Below are 18,828 nucleotides of genomic sequence, written 5' to 3'. Positions count from 1 at the left end.
ATGAACAGACGTGACTTTATTAAGGCCAACGCGGTGATCGCCGCTGCAGGGGCCGCAGGTTTAGCCTTGCCCGCTGGTGCAAGTAACCTGATAACCAGCTCAGAACAAACCAAATTAGAGTGGAACAAGGCGCCTTGCCGTTTCTGTGGTACGGGCTGCTCTGTGATTGTCGCCACTCGCGATGGCAAAGTGGTGGCCACCCATGGCGATGCCAACAGTGAAGTGAACCGTGGCCTTAACTGTATCAAGGGTTATTTCCTATCGAAAATCATGTATGGCAGCGATCGCTTAACCACGCCCATGCTGCGAATGACCGATGGCAAATACGACAAGCACGGCGAGTTTTCGCCGATAAGCTGGGACAGCGCCTTCGATATCATGGCGCAAAAATGGAAAGAGACCATTAAAGCCAAGGGCCCAACCGCTGTAGGCATGTTTGGTTCGGGCCAATGGACTGTGTGGGAAGGTTACGCCGCCGTTAAGTTGATGAAAGCGGGGTTTGGATCGAATAATATCGACCCTAATGCGCGTCATTGTATGGCGTCGGCCGTGGTCGGTTTTATGCGCACTTTCGGTATCGATGAGCCAATGGGCTGCTATGACGATATGGAAGCCGCCGATGCGTTTGTGCTTTGGGGCTCGAACATGGCCGAAATGCACCCGATCCTGTGGAGCCGCGTGACCGACAGACGCTTGAGTGAACCTCATGTCAAAGTGGCCGTGTTATCGACTTTCCAGCATCGCTCCTTCGATCTGGCAGATTTACCGATAGTGTTCACCCCGCAAACCGATTTGGCTATGTTGAACTTTATTGCTAACTATATTATTCAAAACGATAAAGTGAACTGGGATTTCGTGAAGAAACACGTAAATTTCCGCCAAGGCACGACTGATATCGGCTACGGTTTACGTCCGACTCATCCCCTAGAGCAAAAAGCTAAAAATGTGAAAACGGCGGGAGATTCAACGCCAATCGATTTTGAAGCCTTCAAAGCCTTTGTTGCCGAATACACAGTCGAGAAAGTCAGTAAACTGTCTGGCGTGCCAGAAGATAAACTGATCGAATTGGCGAAGCTGTATGCTGATCCTAATACGAAAGTGACGTCATTCTGGACCATGGGCTTTAACCAACATACCCGTGGTGTGTGGTGTAACAACCTGATTTACAACATCCATTTATTAACAGGTAAGATTTCTACCCCTGGCAACAGTCCGTTCTCGCTGACAGGTCAGCCATCGGCCTGTGGCACGGCCCGTGAAGTCGGGACTTTCTCTCACCGTTTACCTGCGGACATGGTGGTGACCAATCCCGAGCACAGAAAACACGCTGAAGAAACGTGGAAAATTCCAAGCGGCATTATTCCACCTAAACCCGGTTATCATGCAGTCGAGCAAAATCGCCGCCTGAAAGACGGTGACTTGAACTGCTATTGGGTGCAAGTGAACAACAATATGCAGGCGGGGCCGAACATTAACGAAGAAGGGCTACCGGGTTACCGTAACCCTGCCAACTTTATCGTGGTATCAGATGCTTATCCCACAGTTACCACTCAAGCCGCCGATTTGATCTTGCCCACTGCTATGTGGGTTGAGAAAGAGGGGGCTTACGGCAATGCCGAGCGCCGTACTCAGTTCTGGCATCAAATGGTGCAAGCGCCGGGTGAGTCGCATTCGGATCTGTGGCAGTTGATGGAGTTTGCGAAACGTTTCACTACAGATGAAGTGTGGCCAAAAGATGTGTTAGCCGCTAATCCAGAGTTTAAGGGCAAAACCCTATTCGAAGTTCTGTACCAAAACGGCAATGTTGATAAGTTCCCGTTGACGGATGCGGATCCTAAGTATCTGAACGATGAAGCGAAACATTTTGGTTTCTATGTGCAAAAAGGCCTGTTTGAAGAATACGCCTCCTTTGGACGCGGTCATGGCCACGACTTAGCACCATTTGATGCTTATCACGAGGCCCATGGTCTGCGTTGGCCTGTGGTGGATGGCAAGGAAACCAAGTGGCGTTTCCGTGAGGGTAGCGATCCTTATGTTAAAGCAGGTAAGGGTTTTGAGTTTTACGGTAAACCAGATGGCCGTGCGGTGATATTTGCGCTGCCCTATGAACCCGCCGCTGAGTCGCCAGACGAAGAATATGATATTTGGTTATCGACGGGCCGAGTACTGGAACATTGGCATTCGGGTTCTATGACCCAACGTGTGCCTGAGCTTTATCGTGCTTTCCCTGATGCTGTGTGTTTTATGCATCCCGAAGATGCCAAGAAACGCGGTTTACGCCGTGGTGACGAAATTCGTGTGGTGTCACGCCGGGGGGAAATTAAGACCCGAGTTGAAACCCGTGGCCGTAATAAACCGCCTGTGGGCTTAGTGTTTGTGCCTTGGTTTGATGCTAGCCAACTCATTAATAAAGTCACTTTAGATGCGACAGATCCCTTGTCAAAACAAACTGACTTTAAAAAATGTGCGGTGAAGATCGTCAAGGTTTAAGGAGAACACGATGAAAACCCTAAAATTAGTTTCAGCGATCGGTTTACTGGCCTTTGGCGCATTAATGATGACAAGTGTATCTGCCGCCAGTATTCCCGAAGATAAAATTGATACCCTGCGCCAAGCGCCTATCAATATCGAGCCGACGCCGCCAGCGATGCAAAACGTGCGTAATACCGATGTGAAGGAAGTGCGTAACTATCCCATGCAGCCGCCCGTGATCCCGCACAAAATTGACGGCTATCAGCTCGATCTTAAAGTGAATAAATGTATGGCCTGCCATGCTCGCAGTCGTATCGGGGATTCCCAAGCGCCTATGGTCAGTGTCACGCACTATATGGACAGGGATAATAACTTCTTAGCCGAATTATCGCCGCGTCGATATTTCTGTACTCAGTGTCATGTGCCGCAGTTAGATGCCAAGTTACTGGTCGAAAACGACTTTGTAGACATGGAACATCTGATCAAAACCAACACTGAGCAGAAAAAACACTAGGAGTTAGCATGTTAGATAAACTGAAAAAAATCTGGCAGGTACTCAATCGTCCGAGTGTGCATTACAGTTTAGGTTTTTTGACCTTAGGTGGCTTTGTGGCTGGGGTGATTTTCTGGGGCGGCTTTAACACTGCCCTTGAAGCTACCAACAAGGAAGCCTTCTGTATCGGTTGCCATGAGATGGAAAATAACGTCTATCAAGAGTTACAGACAACGATTCATTTCACTAACCGCAGTGGTGTGCGGGCAACCTGCCCAGATTGCCATGTACCACATAACTGGACAGATAAGATCGCCCGTAAGATGCAGGCATCTAAGGAAGTGTGGGGTAAGGTTTTCGGCACGATTAACACCCGAGAAAAGTTTGAAAGTAAACGGCGTGAGTTAGCTGAACATGAATGGGAAAGATTAAAAGCCAATGACTCGCTCGAGTGCCGTAATTGCCATAACTTCACTTATATGGATTTTACCCGCCAGTCACCTAGAGCGTCACAGATGCACTCAACGTCACTGGCGAGCGGCGAAAAGACCTGTATCGACTGCCACAAGGGGATTGCTCACCATCTCCCTGATATGGAAGGTGTGAAGGGATTTTAAGCTGAATCGTTCCCCGTGTTGCTTAGCGCGACTTTGTTTTGTGTAATCGTGACTTAGGTTTGTGTAGTTTAATCTCGTTTAACTTAGCGTTGGTTAGTGTTAGTAAGTGTGACTTAGTGCGGCTAAATGTTTATTAGCCATCTCCAGCCAAAGGTCAAGCATAGTGATGCTTGGCCTTTTTATTGATTGTAATGGCACCGTGGCATAGTGACCTAAAGCCGTACTTGGTATGCTGAATTAAGGTCTAATCAATTAATTGTGTTACCGAGCAGCTAATGGCGTTTTATTCACTTTACGGCTCAGGATACAATCAGTAAAGAATCGTTATTGGATGATAAAGAGGTCGTGATAGAAGGCCGCTATGGAAAATGCCATTACGCAGGAGGCGATGATGAATGAACAACTTGAAAAACTCTTAGAAGACATCGGTTTTATGAGCCCGAGCCTGCTTGAAATCGTGCAGGGGGTGCGACAGGAGGTCAAAACTGCCGCCACCACATCGTCGCGGGCCATTACTGAAGCCGTTAAATACGGCGGTATACTCTTTAGCACCAAAGCCAGTTTTGGTGGTGTGTTTGCCTATAAACAGCATGTTTCATTGGAGTTTAGCTTAGGCGCGAATCTTAGCGATCCACACAAGGTTCTCGAAGGCAGTGGCAAATTTCGTCGCCATATTAAGTTGGTGTCAATCGATGATATTGCTGCCAAGCGAGTCGCGGAATATATTGCACAGGCGTTGAGTCTGGCGGATTAATGATTGTTTAGCCGCATGATGTGACTAAAACGGACAAACAAAAAAGGAGCTGAATATTCAGCTCCTTTCGTTTTGCTAAGGCTTAATAGAGATGTCTTAGCTATGCAGTCCCAAGTTAAGGGAGATTAGAAGTTCGCAGTGCGCGGTGCACGTGGGAAAGGGATAACATCACGAATGTTGTTCACGCCCGTCACGTAAGATACTAAACGCTCAAACCCTAGACCAAAACCTGCATGTGGCACTGTGCCATAACGGCGCATATCACGGTACCACCAGTAATCTTCTTGGTTCAGATCCATTTCGGCTAGACGCATATCTAGCACGTCTAAACGCTCTTCACGTTGAGAGCCACCGATGATCTCACCAATACCTGGGGCTAACACGTCCATCGCGGCAACAGTTTTACCGTCATCGTTTAAGCGCATGTAGAAGGCCTTGATATCTTTCGGGTAGTTCTTCACTACCACAGGGGCTTTGAAGTGTTCTTCGGCTAAGTAACGCTCATGCTCAGAAGATAAATCGATGCCCCAAGACACAGGGAACTCGAAGGTTCTGCCACAGTTTTGCAGAATTTCAACCGCATCCGTGTAATCCACTTGAGCAAAATCGCTTGAAACGAAAGATTGCAGACGGTCGATCACTGTCTTATCAACGTGCTGGGCGAAGAATTGTAAATCGTCCATACGTTCAGTCAATACGGCATTGAACGCATATTTCAACATAGCTTCGGCAAGGCCAGCGATGTCGTTTAAATTAGCGAAGGCCACTTCAGGCTCAACCATCCAAAATTCCGCTAAGTGGCGGCTAGTGTTTGAGTTTTCAGCACGGAAAGTCGGGCCAAAGGTATACACTTTTGACAGTGCACAGGCGTAGGTTTCAGCATTCAACTGGCCCGATACGGTCAGGAAAGCTTCTTTACCGAAGAAATCTTTATCGTAATCGACTTTACCCGCTTCAGTACGCGGTAGGTTTTCCATATCTAAGGTCGATACGCGGAACATCTCACCGGCGCCTTCGCAATCAGATGCTGTGATAAGTGGGGTCGATACCCAAATAAAGCCTTCTTCGTGGTAGAAGCGGTGAATCGCTTGGGATAAACAGTTACGTACGCGAGCAACGGCACCAATAATGTTAGTGCGTGGGCGTAAGTGCGCTAATTCGCGTAAATGTTCAATTGAGTGACGCTTAGCGGCCATTGGGTAAGTGTCTGGATCATCAACCCAGCCAGCGACTTCAAGTTCAGTCACTTGCAGCTCAAATGCTTGGCCTGCACCAGGAGATTCCACCACGTCGCCCGTCATTACAACAGAGCAACCCGCAGTCAGCTTTAACACTTCGTTGTCGTAATTATCTAAGCTATTGGGCACGACACCTTGGATAGGATTAAAGCAAGAGCCGTCGTAAACAGCTAAAAAAGAGATGCCGGCTTTAGAGTCTCGACGGGTTCTGACCCAGCCACGCACTGTGACTTTAGAACCGACGGCGTGCTCACCTTTAAATACAGATGCGACAGATGCAATGCTCATTGTTGCTTAATTCTCCAACGAAACGTTTTATATGAAAATTTTGGAGGTTTATATTACCTTGCTGGTGGCTTTTCTCAAGCTGAAAAAGGTATCCTGAGGTTAATAATATCGATATTGAGCGATATAGTGAGTTAAACGGCGGGAGGCGGTATGAGCAAGACTAGAATATTTCAAATTATCCTTGCGACCTTATCCATTTTAGGCTGGGCAATAGCCGTCTATGCGCTATTAGTGTTTAGTGATGCAAGGCCAGACCGTGAAGTTGGGGCCTATTTGACTCGTGGCGCGACATTTAGAGTTCATTGGGATCCACATGAAACCCAGTTATTGCAGTATTTGATTTGGGCCTGTGGCGGCATTAGTTTGGTCAGTTTAGCATTTAATTTTTATGTCGCCCAACACAGTCGTATGGGCTATTGGTTTAATATTCCCATGTTGCTGTTAACCTCGATTGTCGCCGGTTTGTATATTCATTTGGTGGTTTAAGCAAGCCAGTTGGCTCGTAGCGGTTTCGCTATGGCAAATGAAGTCAGAGAATATCGGCAGGAATGCTTAACTGGCGGCACAAATGGTCGATAATGGCGGCGGTCGCGCCCCAAATAAAACGTTGTTGATAGGGAATAAAATGCACGCTGTAGTAGCGTCCTTGGCGTAAAAAGCGTTTTTGGTGGCGATGGCTCGGCTCAATAAAAAAGCTTAATGGCACAGTAAAGCAATCTGCAACTTCACCAGGATCGAGTTTCCAATCAAATGCTTGCTTGATAATGCCTACCACGGGGGTGATTTCAAACCCGGTAAAAGTATTGTGTGCAGGAAACGTGCCCACCACCTCGACATTATGCCTTGAGAGTCCAATTTCTTCTTCAGCTTCCCTTAACGCAGCTGCAATTGCATCGACATCATGGGGCTCAATTTTACCTCCGGGGAAACTGATCTGCCCCGGATGGGCGCGAAGGTGCATGGGTCTTTGGGTTAAAATAAGATTGAGCTCACCATTGATATCCTGCAGCGGGATCAACACCGCAGCTTTGCGCAGTCCAAGGTGTGGGAAGGCCGCCGGATCTTGCAGCGCTAAAGGGTGCAGATTAAATCTGAGTCTAAATTCCGCTTGATCCATCGAGGTTTCCGTGACTGTTTAGTTTTAAAGCTTACGGCTCTGCGCCAAGTAAAGGCAAAATTCGGCTTATCTTATCAAAGGTTTCTTGGTACTCGGCATTCACTTCAGAATCCGCCACTATGCCGCCGCCCGCCCAGCAATAGAGTTTCCCCTGCTCAGCCACAATAGTGCGAATAGTGATACTGGTATCCATTTGGCCATCTTGGCTGATATAACCCATAGAGCCACAGTACAGACTGCGCCGTGAAGGTTCGAGTTCTTCGATAATTTCCATGGCGCGGATTTTCGGTGCGCCGGTAATCGAACCGCCTGGGAACGCCGCGCGCAGCAAATCACTGGCGCTGTACTTGGCATCAAGCTTGGCCGTCACTGTACTAACTAAGTGATGCACCGCAGGAAAACTTTCAATCTCAAACAGATGCGGTACATGTACCGAGCCTGATGCCGCCACTTTGCCGATATCATTACGCAGCAAATCGACAATCATGACATTTTCGGCGCGATCCTTTGGCGAGTTTGCCAGAGTATTGGCGGCCTTAGCGTCAAGCGCGGGATCAACATGGCGCGGCAGCGTGCCTTTAATGGGTTTAGTCTGAATATCGTCATCGCGAAGCTGAATAAAGCGCTCGGGTGAAATCGATAAAATGGCGTTATGTGGCAGACGCATAAAGGCCGAGAAGGGCGCTTTATTGGCATGACGAAGTTGGCAATAGGCCGACCATTCATCGCCTTGATAATGGGCTTCGAATCTTTGGGTTAAATTTATTTGATAGCAATCGCCGCTGTGCAAATAGGCTTGTACCGCCTCAAATTTGCCGGTGTATTGGCTTTTGTCCATCTGTGCCGCCCATGGGCTAGTGAGCATGAATGCAGCTGTATTGGGCTTTTTAGCTATTTTAGCTTGAATTTTATTCAATTCGATATCGAGGGCCGCTTCACCTAAGTAGTGCAGTAAATACCAACACTGGGCTTGGTAATCATAAACTAACGCCCAGTCGTAAAAACCGATGTTCATCTCTGGCAGTTGTATGTCTTGCTTGGCCGTTATCGGCAGGGATTCAATTCTGCGGCCTAAATCGTAGCTAAAACTGCCCATGGCGCCACCACTAAAGGGCAGAGTGCAATCAAACGGTTCTGAATACCAATGGGTTAATAATGTGTTGAGCAAAGCGAAGGGATCATGGTTTGGTGCTATCGCCTCGGGTAAGCTCAAGTTCGTATCGATGAGTGTGATATCGCTACGCTCGCCCTGAGTGACTAATGTGGCGATGGGATTGGCGCAAATGATGTCGAATCTGGCGTCTTGATGCGGCGCGTTCGCCGAATCTAACAGGATTGCCCAAGTGTCATTTGCAAAATGTTCGAACAGTGCTGCGGTGCTTAATGTCCAGTCAAGTTGGCGTGATGCAAGCTGTTTTGACGCCCTAATTGCCATCGATTAACCCTATTCAAAATGTGATGTAGCCCAAAAAGATGTGAAAGAGTATCATATTGGCCCAGAAAGAATTAAACAAAAAACAAGTTAGGCCGCAAAGGCTGCTGGAGCGCTCCTACTATGTCATCTAACCATGAAATGTCTGTCAATTCTGTGATTAAGCAAGCCGACTTTATTGAAAGTGTGGCGGATGCTTTGCAATACATCTCCTATTACCACCCGAAGGATTTTGTTGATGCCATGAGCCAAGCTTATGAGCGTGAACAAAGTGCTGCGGCGAAGGATGCTATTGCCCAGATCTTAATTAATTCGCGCATGTCGGCCGAAGGTAAACGTCCTTTGTGCCAAGACACAGGGATTGTCACCACCTTCGTAAAAGTAGGTATGGGTGTCCAATGGGACAAAACCGATATGACCATTCAGGAAATGGTCGACGAAGGTGTTCGTCGTGCCTATACCAATCCTGATAACCCACTGCGTGCATCCATCGTGTCAGATCCTGCTGGCAGCCGTAAAAATACCAAAGATAACACCCCATCTGTGGTGCATATCGACATGGTGCCAGGCAACCACATCGAAGTGGCGATTGCAGCCAAAGGCGGCGGCAGTGAAAACAAAGCTAAGATGGTGATGTTAAACCCATCAGATGATATCGCCGCTTGGGTAGAAAAAACGTTACCGACCATGGGCGCGGGCTGGTGTCCACCGGGAATGCTGGGTATAGGCATTGGCGGTACAGCGGAAAAAGCGGCCGTATTAGCCAAAGAAGCGCTGATGGAAAGCGTGGATATCCATGAGTTGATGGCCCGTGGCGCGCAAACGACTGAAGAAAAGCTGCGTTTAGACATTTTTGAGCGTGCGAACAACTTAGGCATAGGTGCCCAAGGTCTTGGCGGGTTAACCACAGTGTTAGACGTTAAAATCAAATCGGCGCCCACCCATGCGGCATCAAAGCCTGTGGTGATGATCCCGAACTGCGCAGCGACTCGCCACGTGCATTTCCATTTAGACGGCTCAGGTCCTGCGGAATTAACGCCGCCATCATTGTCAGATTGGCCAGAAATCACCCGTGAAGTGGGTGATGATGTGCGCCGCGTTAACCTAGATACTGTGACTCAAGCGGATATCGAGCAGTGGCAGAGCGGTGAAACCATTCTGCTCAGCGGTAAAATGCTCACAGGTCGTGATGCTGCCCATAAGCGCATTCAAAGCCTGATTGAAAGCGGTGAAGGCTTGCCAGAAGGCGTGGACTTTACCGGTAAGTTTATTTACTACGTTGGCCCCGTTGATCCAGTCGGTGCTGAAGTTGTCGGTCCTGCGGGCCCAACCACAGCAACCCGTATGGATAAATTCACTGATCTAATGTTAGAGAAAACTGGCTTGATGGGCATGATAGGTAAAGCTGAGCGCGGCCCTGCGACAGTTGAATCAATCAAAAAACACAAAGCGGTATATCTGATGGCCGTTGGCGGCGCAGCGTATCTGGTGTCTAAAGCGATTAAACATTCTCGCGTTGTGGCCTTTGCCGATTTAGGCATGGAAGCGATTTACGAGTTTGACGTGCAAGATATGCCAGTGACTGTGGCAGTGGATTCAAACGGCGTGAACGCCCATGAAACCGGCCCTGCAATTTGGAAAGTGAATATCGCCAACGCGAAAGCCTGAGTTGGAGTAAAGCTTAGGCGTTAGCGGATTGAACTTGATGGCTTTTTAAGCAAAGCCGTTTGAGTTTACGCGCTGATATCGGTTGCTTAGGTAATCTGATATCGGTTCCTTAGACAAATCATTGCGCCACTGACATTTTGTCACAAAAAAATACGCTCAGGTTCGCCATTTGGCTTGCTTGAGCGTTTTTGTTTCGATAGTGTGGAAAGCTTATCTTCAAAAGATACGATCTCAGATCGTTTTTAACATTCGTGTTTGCAGCAATGATGATTATCGAATATTTGCAAGCCTCGAACCTGTTCAACAAAAGACGGACATAACAATGAAAATAGCTCCTCTCCTATTGGCGCTCGGCGCCGCAGGGTTGGCGTTATCTGCCCAAGCGGCCGATCCAACGCCTTTTACTGTGCAACAACTCATTAAACTCAATAAGATGCATTCTGCGACTGTGTCCCACGATGGCACTAAATTAGTTTATGGTCTTAAAACGGTAAACGATAAGGGAGAGGGCAGCTCTGATCTGTATCTATTGGATCTGACTGACACGAAAGCGAAACCGTTACAACTGACCTCTGCCGCGGGCACTGAGCACGATGTGAGTTTCGCCACTGACGACAAGTCGATTTATTTCCTTGCCAGTCGTAGCGGTTCAAGCCAGCTATTCCAACTGCCATTAACGGGCGGTGAAGCGGTTCAAGTTTCTGATTTACCTTTGGATATTGATGGCTACAAGCTATCAAACGATGGTAAACAAGTTGTACTCAGTATGCGCGTATTCCCAGAATGTAAGGATTTAGCCTGCTCAAAGGATAAATTTACCGCTGAATCTGAGCGTAAATCGACGGGTCGCGAATACAAACAGTTAATGGTTCGCCACTGGGATACGTGGGAAGATCACGCCCGTAACCATTTATTTGTGGGCGCTGTAAACGGTGAAAAACTGACTAAAGTTGTTGATGTCACCCAAGGGTTAGACACTGAAACGCCGCCAAAACCTTTCTCGGGTATGGAAGAAGTGACTTTCACGCCAGACGGTAAGTTTGTGGTTTATAGTGCTAAAGCGCCGAGCAAAGATCAAGCTTGGACCACTAACTATGATTTGTGGCAAGTGCCAGTGACAGGCGGCGCAGCAACCAATTTAACCAAAGACAATCTCGCATGGGATGCGCAGCCAACGTTTTCGAGCGATGGTCGTTACATGGCCTATTTAGCGATGAAGAAACCGGGTTTTGAAGCGGATCGTTACGGTATCATGCTGCGCGACACCACCACTGGCCAAACCAAAGAAGTGGCGCCATTGTGGGATCGTAGCCCAAGCTCACTGATGTTTGCTCCTGACAATCGTACCTTGTATGTCACGGCACAAGACTTAGGTCAAGTCTCAATTTTCCAAGTGAATACCCAATTTGGCGATGTGCGTTCTGTCTACAGCGATGGCACGAACAGCTTAATTGCGGTTACTAACGATGAACTGATTTTCGATAGCAAAACCTTAGTTGAGCCGGGCGATCTCTACAGTATCACCACTGATGGTCAAGGGCTTAAGCGTCTGACCGAAGTGAACAAAGATAAGCTGGCCGAGATCAAGTTCGGTAAGTTTGAACAGTTCAGCTTCAAGGGTTGGAATAACGAAGACGTCTACGGTTACTGGATCAAACCAGCTAACTTCCAAGAAGGTAAAAAATATCCTATTGCCTACTTAGTGCATGGTGGACCGCAGGGGTCATTTGGTAATGCCTTCAGCGGTCGTTGGAACGCGCAGTTATGGGCGGGTGCAGGCTATGGCGTTGTTATGGTGGATTTCCACGGCTCTACCGGTTACGGCCAAGCCTTTACGGATTCTATCAGCCAAGATTGGGGCGGTAAGCCATTAGAAGATCTGCAAAAAGGCCTAGCGGCAGTAAGCCAACAACAAAAATGGCTCGATCCGCAAAACGCCTGTGCGCTCGGTGGTTCTTACGGCGGCTACATGATGAACTGGATCCAAGGTAACTGGAACGATGGTTTCAAGTGTCTTGTTGACCACGCAGGTCTGTTCGACATGCGTTCTATGTACCACGTGACCGAAGAGTTATGGTTCCCTGAGTACGAATTTGGCGGTACTTACTCAGATAACAAAGCCTTATATGAGAAGTTTAACCCAGTGAATTATGTTGAAAACTGGAAAACCCCCATGTTAGTTATTCATGGTGAGAAAGACTTCCGTGTGCCTTATGATCAAGGTTTAGCGGCATTTAGCTTTATGCAGCGTAAAGGTATTCCATCTGAGTTGTTGATTTTCCCAGATGAAAACCACTGGATCCTAAAACCTGAAAACTTAGAGCAATGGTACGCCAATGTATTCCGTTGGATGGACCGCTGGACTAAGCAGTAACTGCCAGCACAATAACAGACTGTTGAATGACAGACTGTTTAATAACAAACAGTGAATGACAGTGTAATAAAAGACGTAAGGCTCGCCCTGATAGGGTTATCATCGGCGAGTTGTTTGATGTGATTAACTCTTGAAGTGTTTTACGCTAAGCGTCTTTTGTTCAAGCGTCTTAAAAAGCCAGGACTCTGTTCTGGCTTTTTATTGAGTCATGTAATGGATTTATTTTTAATCAAGGAGTTAAGATGAATATTCGAGCCGCAACCTTAGCTGATATCCCTGAAATAAGCGAATTGCTCACTCAGTTAACCCAAGACTTTATCGCCCCAACATGCACTGAAGAGGGCGCTGCAATCTTAGTGAATGCTATGTCGATTGAAGCGATTGCTAGCTATTTTGCTATGGGTTATCAGTACCATGTCGCCATAACGGACTCGGGCCAACTCGCTGGCGTAGTGGGGATGAAGGCGAATAGCCACTTGTACCATCTTTTTGTCGCCTCCCATGCGCAGGGACAAGGTGTAGCGCGAATGTTATGGGAATATGCAAAAACTCAATGTTTAGCCCAAGGCAATCCGGGGGTGTTTACCGTGAACTCGGCGCTGAATGCGCAGGCTGTGTACTTAGGTTTTGGCTTTGAGCCATTAGGAGCAGAGCGAGAGCGCGGCGGGATCCGCGATATTCCCATGCAGTTGACGCTTTAGGCTGGCAACACTCATTCATCCAAATACTAGTACTCTCAATTGAGCTAATAGAACTAAAAATAGAGGAATTATGGCAAATTTAACCTTTTATCCCATCGGCACCGCTGGTGAAAAATGGGGCGAGTCTGAAAAAGCCGCATGGCTGGCGAGCACCCAAATCAAGCGTTCGTATCAGGATGATGTTGTGACGCCACTCAAGGCAATGGAAGCAAAGCTATCTTCACTTAGGCTTGGCATTGTGCAATATGGCGCCTTATCGATTAATGCCGATCGTTATCCATTATTTGCGGTGAAGAGCCAGCAGTTTGAACCACAAAAGCCAACTGTGTTGGTGACTGGCGGCGTGCATGGTTATGAAACCAGCGGCGTGCATGGTGCATTGGCCTTTTTAGCTAATGAAGCGGCGAATTACGTGCAACAGGTAAACTTAGTGGTTGCCGTGTGCGTGAGTCCTTGGGGTTACGAGACCATTAATCGCTGGAATCCAAAGGCTATTGATCCAAACCGTTCATTCTATGCCAACAGCCCCGCAGAGGAATCAGCAGCCTTGATGGCTCTAGTTACATCAGTTGAGCAAGGTTTTGATCTGCATGTAGATTTACATGAAACTACTGATTCAGATGAGTTAGAGTTTCGTCCAGCGCTGTCAGCCCGCGATGGCATTGAGTATGAAAAAGGCACTATCCCTGATGGTTTTTATGCTGTAGGTGATACCGAAAACTCAATGGATGCCTTCCAAAAAGCCATTATTGATGGCGTGAGTAAAGTGACGCATATTGCTCCTGCCGACGAGAAAGGTGAGATCATTGGCTCGACTGTGGTGCAGCACGGGGTGATTAACTATCCGCTTAAGTCATTAGGACTTTGCAGCAGTGTCACTGGCTGTATTTATAACACTACGACAGAAGTGTACCCAGATAGCCCAACGGCCACGCCTGCCGAATGTAATCTGGCGCAGGTTGCGGCCATCACCAGCGCCATCGATTATGTACTGGCGCAGCGTTAGTCGCTGTTTGTTGTGATGATAAGCTTAGTAATGACCAGCTTAGTGATAATAAGCTTAACGGTGGTTAGTTTAGTGATAGCAAGTTGAGTTCGAGCCTAGTGAAGTGGTGTTGCGTTTATTCAATTAGCGCATCGACATACCCACGTTTTACATCACAGTAAAGCATGCAGCAAAAGCCCTCATTCGAGGGCTTTTTCATTTATGTTGCGCGGCGCTTAATTAGCACGCGCTTAGCATCGTTAGGTGATTACCTAGTTGTTATCGCTATAGTCACGGCCATAATAGCTATCGAGGAACAGTTGTTTCAGCTCGTTAATCAAGGGGTAACGTGGATTGGCACCGGTACATTGATCATCGAAGGCATCTTCGGCTAATTCATCTAGCTTGGCGAGGAAGTCGGCTTCGTTGACGCCGGCTTCTTGGATAGAAGCAGGAATGCCAATCGTCTTCTTGAGGTGTGTGATTTTCTCAAGCAATTTTTCGACTTTTTCTTCATCCGTTTTTCCGCCTAGTTTCAAGTGATCTGCGATGGCTGCATAACGGCACAGGGCTTTTGGCCTGTCGTATTGGCTAAAGGCCGCTTGCTTAGTGGGCAGATCCGTTGCGTTAAAGCGTATTACGTTGTTGATCAATAGCGCATTGGCTAAACCGTGGGCGAGATGGAACTCTGCGCCCAGTTTGTGCGCCATTGAGTGGCAAATCCCGAGGAAAGCGTTAGCAAAGGCGATACCCGCAATAGTGGCGCCATTATGGACCTTTTCACGGGCGACAGGTGACTGTGAGCCCAAGTTGTAGGCATCGGGTAAATATTTGCACAGTAAATCGAGGGCTTGCAGTGCTTGGCCGTCGCTATATTCGTTTGCCATCACGCTGACATAGGCTTCAAGAGCATGGGTCACCGCATCTATGCCACCAAAGGCGGTGAGGGATTTAGGCATGTCCATCACTAGATTTGGGTCAACAATCGCCATGTTGGGCGTGAGTTGATAATCGGCAATCGGGTATTTTTTACCGGTAATTTCGTCTGTCACTACCGCAAAAGGTGTGACTTCTGAGCCTGTGCCTGAGGTGGTTGGAATCGCCACCATCATGGCTTTACTGCCCATTTTAGGGAATTTGTAGATACGTTTACGAATGTCCATAAAGCGCAGTGCCAAATCAGCAAAATCGACATCGGGGTGCTCGTACATCACCCAAATAATCTTCGCCGCATCCATGGGGGAGCCGCCGCCGAGCGCAATAATCACATCGGGTTTAAAGCTTTGGGCAACCCTAGCGCCTTGGCGGACTATGGCTAAGGTGGGATCGGCTTCAACATCGTAAAATACTTCGGTTTCAAGGCCTTGTGCCTTTAAAATCCGTAGGGTTTCGTCGCAATAACCGTGGTTGAATAAAAATCTGTCGGTGATGATCAAAGCGCGTTTTTTATCGCTCAGTTCTTCAAGTGCGATGGGTAAACTGCCGCGGCGGAAATAGATAGATGCAGGAAGCTTATGCCACAACATGTTTTCGGCCCTCTTAGCGACGGTTTTTTTGTTGATCAGATGACTAGGGCCAACGTTTTCTGAAATCGAGTTGCCGCCCCAAGAACCACAACCCAAAGTGAGTGACGGTGCCAGTTTGAAGTTGTACAGATCGCCAATGCCGCCCTGTGAGGCTGGGGTGTTGATCAAAATACGTGCTGTTTTCATTCTAAAACCAAAGGCATGCACACGTTCTGTTTGGGTATCTTGGTCGGTATAAAGCCCTGATGTGTGGCCAATGCCGCCAAGCGCGACTAAGGCTTCGGCTTTATCCATGGCATCGTTAAAGTCGCTGGCGCGGTACATACCAAGCAGTGGTGATAATTTTTCATGGGCGAAGGCCTCACTGTCGCAAATGTCGGTGACTTCACCGATCAACACTTTGGTCCAGTGCGGCACTTCAAAGCCCGCCATTTGCGCGATACTGGCGGCGCTTTGGCCAACGATATCGGCATTTAAGCCACCATTTTTTAAAATGACCTGCTGCATCGCCGCGGTTTCATCCTTCGATAGCATATAGCCGCCGTGAGTCGCGAAACGCTCTTTGACTTGCTCGTAAATACTATCAACCACAATTACCGCTTGTTCTGACGCACAAACCACACCGTTATCAAAGGTTTTCGACATGAGAATCGAACTGACCGCGCGTTTGATGTCGGCGGTTTCATCGATAACAATAGGCGTGTTACCCGCACCGACGCCAATCGCCGGTTTACCGGAAGAGTAGGCGGCTTTTACCATGCCTGGGCCACCGGTTGCGAGAATTAAATTGATCCTTGGGTGTGTCATTAATTGATTTGACAGTGCAACGCTGGGTTCATCAATCCAGCCAATAATGTCTTTGGGCGCGCCAGCAGCAATGGCCGCATCAAGCACTAATTTTGCTGCCGTTGTGGTAGATATTTTGGCCCTAGGATGGGGCGAGAAGATGATCGCGTTACGGGTTTTAAGGCTGATTAAAGCCTTAAATATCGCTGTCGATGTGGGGTTAGTGGTGGGCACTATGCCACAGATGATGCCGACGGGTTCAGCAATGGTAATAGTACCGAAGGTGACATCTTCAGATAAAATCCCACAGGTTTTTTCATCTTTGTATTTATTGTAAATGTACTCAGAGGCAAAGTGGTTTTTGATCACTTTGTCTTCAACGACACCCATGCGGGTTTCTGCGGCGGCCATTTTCGCCAGCGAGATACGCGCATCGGCAGCGGCAAGTGCCGCTGCGCGGAAAATGTTATCGACTTGCGCTTGGCTGAACGTTGCATACTCGGCTTGTGCTTTTGCCACACGCTCGACCATGAGATCCAGTTCTTGTGCATTGGTCACTGTCATGATTAATACTCCTAAAAAGATTTAGTGAATCAAGTCATTCACTAAATCCTCTTTATGGTAGAAAATTACACCTAAAACCGCGTTGAAAGTGTGATGTTACCGACAATATCGGGCTTTTATGTAATAAAACTACACTTAGGGTAACTTGTTTGTTTAAAATTGCGCTGAAAATACATCGGCTTCGATAACTAAATATTATTCGAAGTTGTGATTTAACCTCAAAAATCTCATTTTTCAGTCAATAGCGCTTGAGATACTATACTTGCCCTCAAGCATATTTTGATGAAGACGGCGTGACACGCATATAAGGATAGTCCCTTGGAGTTAACTCTTTACGTTAAATTTTTTCTTGGCCTCGTTGCTATCATCAATCCGGTTGGCTTGTTGCCTGTGTTTGTGAGCTTAACCAGCCATCAAACGGAGGCTGAGCGGAATCACACGGGTAAAGTGGCCAACTTTGCGGTTGTGGTGATCCTCTTAGTCACAATTGTGGCGGGGCAGCACATTCTGAATATGTTCAGTATTTCGCTTTCAGCCTTTAGGATCGCGGGTGGCAGCTTGATTGCCATTATTGCGATGTCGATGTTGCAAGGTAAATTAGGCGAAGTGAAACGCAACCAAGAAGAAGACCGCGAATCCTCGGCAATGGAATCGGTGGCGGTGGTACCTTTGGCCTTGCCACTGATGGCGGGACCTGGTGCTATCAGTTCAGTGATCGTCTTTGCCGCCGAGCATAATTCATTGTCGAACATTATTGCCATGTTCATCACTGTGATTGTGTTTGGTTTAGTCAGTTTTGGCCTGTTTAGAATGGCATCCATCATTTATAAAATTTTGGGTAAGACGGGGATTAACGTGATTACCCGTCTTATGGGGCTATTAATGCTATCCATAGGTATTGAAGTGATTGCGGCAGGTGTTAAGGGATTATTTCCGCAGCTCTTTAGCTAAGTATTACTCCGCAGGATTCATCGTACTTTTATCAATAAACGCACAGGTATTATTCCTGTGCGTTTTTATTTGTACGCTAATTTTTTTGAATTTTATCGGTTTACCCTGAGTGCACTTAATAAGTTGGCGCTTTTTTCACCTTTAAAGAAAGGCATGAAGTCGCCGTTTATCAGTATATTAGCGACTACTTTTCTACAAACCTTAGTCGTCCTATGCATAATCTTATGCTATACCTAGTGTTCGCTAATTTAGTTAAAAATTCGTTTAAAAGGAAATTTCTATGAAATGGCAATGGATTGGTAATCTCAGTCTAAAACAAAAATTATTAATGGTCGTTTTGCCTCCCTTATTAGCTTGTTTCCTCTGCGGCTCCCTTTACCTCATTGAAAAGTATGAATATAAGCAAGATTTAACCTTAGTGGTGCAATTGAGTGAGTTGGCTGTGACAAACAGTAATTTAGTGCACGAATTACAAAAAGAGCGCGGAATGAGCGCTGGATTTCTTGGCTCTGCGGGAAAAGCCTTTGCCGCGAAAATCCCTGGTCAAAGACAGCTTACGGATACACAGCTGAGTCTCTACCAGCAATTTATCACCCAAAATCAGCTGCCAGCGATATTTGCTCCTAAGCTAAAGGAACTTAATTCACAGTTAGGGCGATTAAATTCAATTCGCTCACAGGTGGACAGTTTAAGTATCAGCGTTGCCGACGAAGTCGCCTATTACACAGAATTAAACCCGAATTCAACACCGAAGTGCGACACTCGACAATTAAGCAGCTAACTGGTGAAACACCACCGCAGGCTGCTTAAACTTCAAACACTTTTTGGGTCGATAGTTAATTCTATTCTGAGCAAATTCAAT

Annotated in this window: 14 protein-coding genes and 1 pseudogene; 11 read left to right on the top strand and 4 right to left on the bottom strand. The window is 47.3% G+C overall.

Going from position 1 to position 18,828, the window contains the following annotated elements:
• The 4 genes from napA to K5Q99_RS02730 all read left to right on the top strand — a co-directional run bounded on the left by napA (nucleotide 1) and on the right by K5Q99_RS02730 (nucleotide 4,336).
• The gene (gene napA, locus K5Q99_RS02745; protein ID WP_220593040.1) at nucleotides 1-2,490 is read left to right on the top strand and encodes a nitrate reductase catalytic subunit NapA; all 2,490 of its coding nucleotides are present in this window, start codon (nucleotides 1-3) and stop codon (nucleotides 2,488-2,490) included.
• A gap of 10 nt (nucleotides 2,491-2,500) precedes the next feature.
• Nucleotides 2,501-2,986 carry a nitrate reductase cytochrome c-type subunit gene (locus tag K5Q99_RS02740; protein ID WP_220775973.1) on the top strand — a complete coding sequence of 162 codons (486 nt, stop codon included), beginning with the start codon at nucleotides 2,501-2,503 and terminating at the stop codon, nucleotides 2,984-2,986.
• 8 nt (nucleotides 2,987-2,994) lie between these two features.
• Nucleotides 2,995-3,582, top strand: coding sequence for a cytochrome c3 family protein (locus K5Q99_RS02735; RefSeq protein WP_063882789.1), 588 nt, complete (start codon nucleotides 2,995-2,997; stop codon nucleotides 3,580-3,582).
• Nucleotides 3,583-3,973: 391 nt separating this feature from the next.
• Nucleotides 3,974-4,336: a DUF1801 domain-containing protein gene (locus K5Q99_RS02730; RefSeq protein WP_220776018.1), complete on the top strand. Its 363-nt coding sequence runs from the start codon at nucleotides 3,974-3,976 to the stop codon at nucleotides 4,334-4,336.
• 125 nt (nucleotides 4,337-4,461) lie between these two features.
• On the opposite strand, the gene asnS is transcribed toward K5Q99_RS02730, so the two are convergent.
• Nucleotides 4,462-5,862: an asparagine--tRNA ligase gene (gene asnS / locus K5Q99_RS02725; protein WP_220775972.1), complete on the bottom strand. Its 1,401-nt coding sequence runs from the start codon at nucleotides 5,860-5,862 to the stop codon at nucleotides 4,462-4,464.
• Nucleotides 5,863-6,012: 150 nt separating this feature from the next.
• On the opposite strand from asnS, the gene K5Q99_RS02720 reads away from it, so the two are divergent.
• Entirely contained in the window at nucleotides 6,013-6,348 is a 336-nt protein-coding gene (locus K5Q99_RS02720; RefSeq protein ID WP_220775971.1) for a hypothetical protein, read from the top strand.
• Between the two features lie 43 nt (nucleotides 6,349-6,391).
• On the opposite strand, the gene K5Q99_RS02715 is transcribed toward K5Q99_RS02720, so the two are convergent.
• Both K5Q99_RS02715 and pabB read right to left on the bottom strand, forming a co-directional pair.
• Nucleotides 6,392-6,979 (bottom strand): CoA pyrophosphatase, encoded by a 588-nt coding sequence (locus K5Q99_RS02715; protein WP_106650360.1) that lies wholly within the window; start codon nucleotides 6,977-6,979, stop codon nucleotides 6,392-6,394.
• 31 nt (nucleotides 6,980-7,010) lie between these two features.
• Nucleotides 7,011-8,414, bottom strand: a complete 1,404-nt coding sequence (gene pabB / locus K5Q99_RS02710) for an aminodeoxychorismate synthase component I (protein ID WP_220775970.1) — start codon at nucleotides 8,412-8,414, stop codon at nucleotides 7,011-7,013.
• Nucleotides 8,415-8,534: 120 nt separating this feature from the next.
• Between pabB and K5Q99_RS02705 the strand changes: the two genes are divergently transcribed.
• From K5Q99_RS02705 to K5Q99_RS02690, 4 genes are all read left to right on the top strand, one after another.
• Nucleotides 8,535-10,079: a fumarate hydratase gene (locus K5Q99_RS02705; RefSeq protein ID WP_107950202.1), complete on the top strand. Its 1,545-nt coding sequence runs from the start codon at nucleotides 8,535-8,537 to the stop codon at nucleotides 10,077-10,079.
• 322 nt (nucleotides 10,080-10,401) lie between these two features.
• Nucleotides 10,402-12,453, top strand: coding sequence for a dipeptidyl-peptidase 5 (locus K5Q99_RS02700; protein ID WP_220775969.1), 2,052 nt, complete (start codon nucleotides 10,402-10,404; stop codon nucleotides 12,451-12,453).
• 242 nt (nucleotides 12,454-12,695) lie between these two features.
• Nucleotides 12,696-13,154, top strand: coding sequence for a GNAT family N-acetyltransferase (locus K5Q99_RS02695; protein WP_220775968.1), 459 nt, complete (start codon nucleotides 12,696-12,698; stop codon nucleotides 13,152-13,154).
• 70 nt (nucleotides 13,155-13,224) lie between these two features.
• A complete protein-coding gene (locus tag K5Q99_RS02690) occupies nucleotides 13,225-14,160 on the top strand; it encodes a M14 family metallopeptidase (protein ID WP_220775967.1) in 936 nt (311 codons plus the stop codon).
• A gap of 251 nt (nucleotides 14,161-14,411) precedes the next feature.
• On the opposite strand, the gene adhE is transcribed toward K5Q99_RS02690, so the two are convergent.
• Nucleotides 14,412-17,015, bottom strand: a complete 2,604-nt coding sequence (gene adhE, locus K5Q99_RS02685; RefSeq protein WP_220775966.1) for a bifunctional acetaldehyde-CoA/alcohol dehydrogenase — start codon at nucleotides 17,013-17,015, stop codon at nucleotides 14,412-14,414.
• 318 nt (nucleotides 17,016-17,333) lie between these two features.
• On the opposite strand from adhE, the gene K5Q99_RS02680 reads away from it, so the two are divergent.
• Nucleotides 17,334-17,966, top strand: coding sequence for a YchE family NAAT transporter (locus K5Q99_RS02680; RefSeq protein ID WP_006081420.1), 633 nt, complete (start codon nucleotides 17,334-17,336; stop codon nucleotides 17,964-17,966).
• A gap of 280 nt (nucleotides 17,967-18,246) precedes the next feature.
• Nucleotides 18,247-18,702, top strand: a pseudogene (locus K5Q99_RS02675) (nitrate- and nitrite sensing domain-containing protein); the annotation flags it as partial.
• Between the last annotated feature and the right edge of the window lie 126 nt (nucleotides 18,703-18,828).

The sequence above is a fragment of the Shewanella hafniensis genome (assembly GCF_019655335.1).
In the GTDB taxonomy this organism is placed as follows: domain Bacteria; phylum Pseudomonadota; class Gammaproteobacteria; order Enterobacterales; family Shewanellaceae; genus Shewanella; species Shewanella hafniensis.
This window is presented reverse-complemented; position numbering and strand designations above follow the sequence as displayed.

Excerpts from the sequence above, each read along its gene's own strand:
- napA (WP_220593040.1), top strand. The coding sequence starts at position 1 with ATGAACAGACGTGACTTTATTAAGGCCAACGCGGTGATCGCCGCTGCA.
- K5Q99_RS02740 (WP_220775973.1), top strand. The coding sequence starts at position 2,501 with ATGAAAACCCTAAAATTAGTTTCAGCGATCGGTTTACTGGCCTTTGGC.
- K5Q99_RS02735 (WP_063882789.1), top strand. The coding sequence starts at position 2,995 with ATGTTAGATAAACTGAAAAAAATCTGGCAGGTACTCAATCGTCCGAGT.
- K5Q99_RS02730 (WP_220776018.1), top strand. The coding sequence starts at position 3,974 with ATGAATGAACAACTTGAAAAACTCTTAGAAGACATCGGTTTTATGAGC.
- asnS (WP_220775972.1), bottom strand. The coding sequence starts at position 5,862 with ATGAGCATTGCATCTGTCGCATCTGTATTTAAAGGTGAGCACGCCGTC.
- K5Q99_RS02720 (WP_220775971.1), top strand. The coding sequence starts at position 6,013 with ATGAGCAAGACTAGAATATTTCAAATTATCCTTGCGACCTTATCCATT.
- K5Q99_RS02715 (WP_106650360.1), bottom strand. The coding sequence starts at position 6,979 with ATGGATCAAGCGGAATTTAGACTCAGATTTAATCTGCACCCTTTAGCG.
- pabB (WP_220775970.1), bottom strand. The coding sequence starts at position 8,414 with ATGGCAATTAGGGCGTCAAAACAGCTTGCATCACGCCAACTTGACTGG.
- K5Q99_RS02705 (WP_107950202.1), top strand. The coding sequence starts at position 8,535 with ATGTCATCTAACCATGAAATGTCTGTCAATTCTGTGATTAAGCAAGCC.
- K5Q99_RS02700 (WP_220775969.1), top strand. The coding sequence starts at position 10,402 with ATGAAAATAGCTCCTCTCCTATTGGCGCTCGGCGCCGCAGGGTTGGCG.
- K5Q99_RS02695 (WP_220775968.1), top strand. The coding sequence starts at position 12,696 with ATGAATATTCGAGCCGCAACCTTAGCTGATATCCCTGAAATAAGCGAA.
- K5Q99_RS02690 (WP_220775967.1), top strand. The coding sequence starts at position 13,225 with ATGGCAAATTTAACCTTTTATCCCATCGGCACCGCTGGTGAAAAATGG.
- adhE (WP_220775966.1), bottom strand. The coding sequence starts at position 17,015 with ATGACAGTGACCAATGCACAAGAACTGGATCTCATGGTCGAGCGTGTG.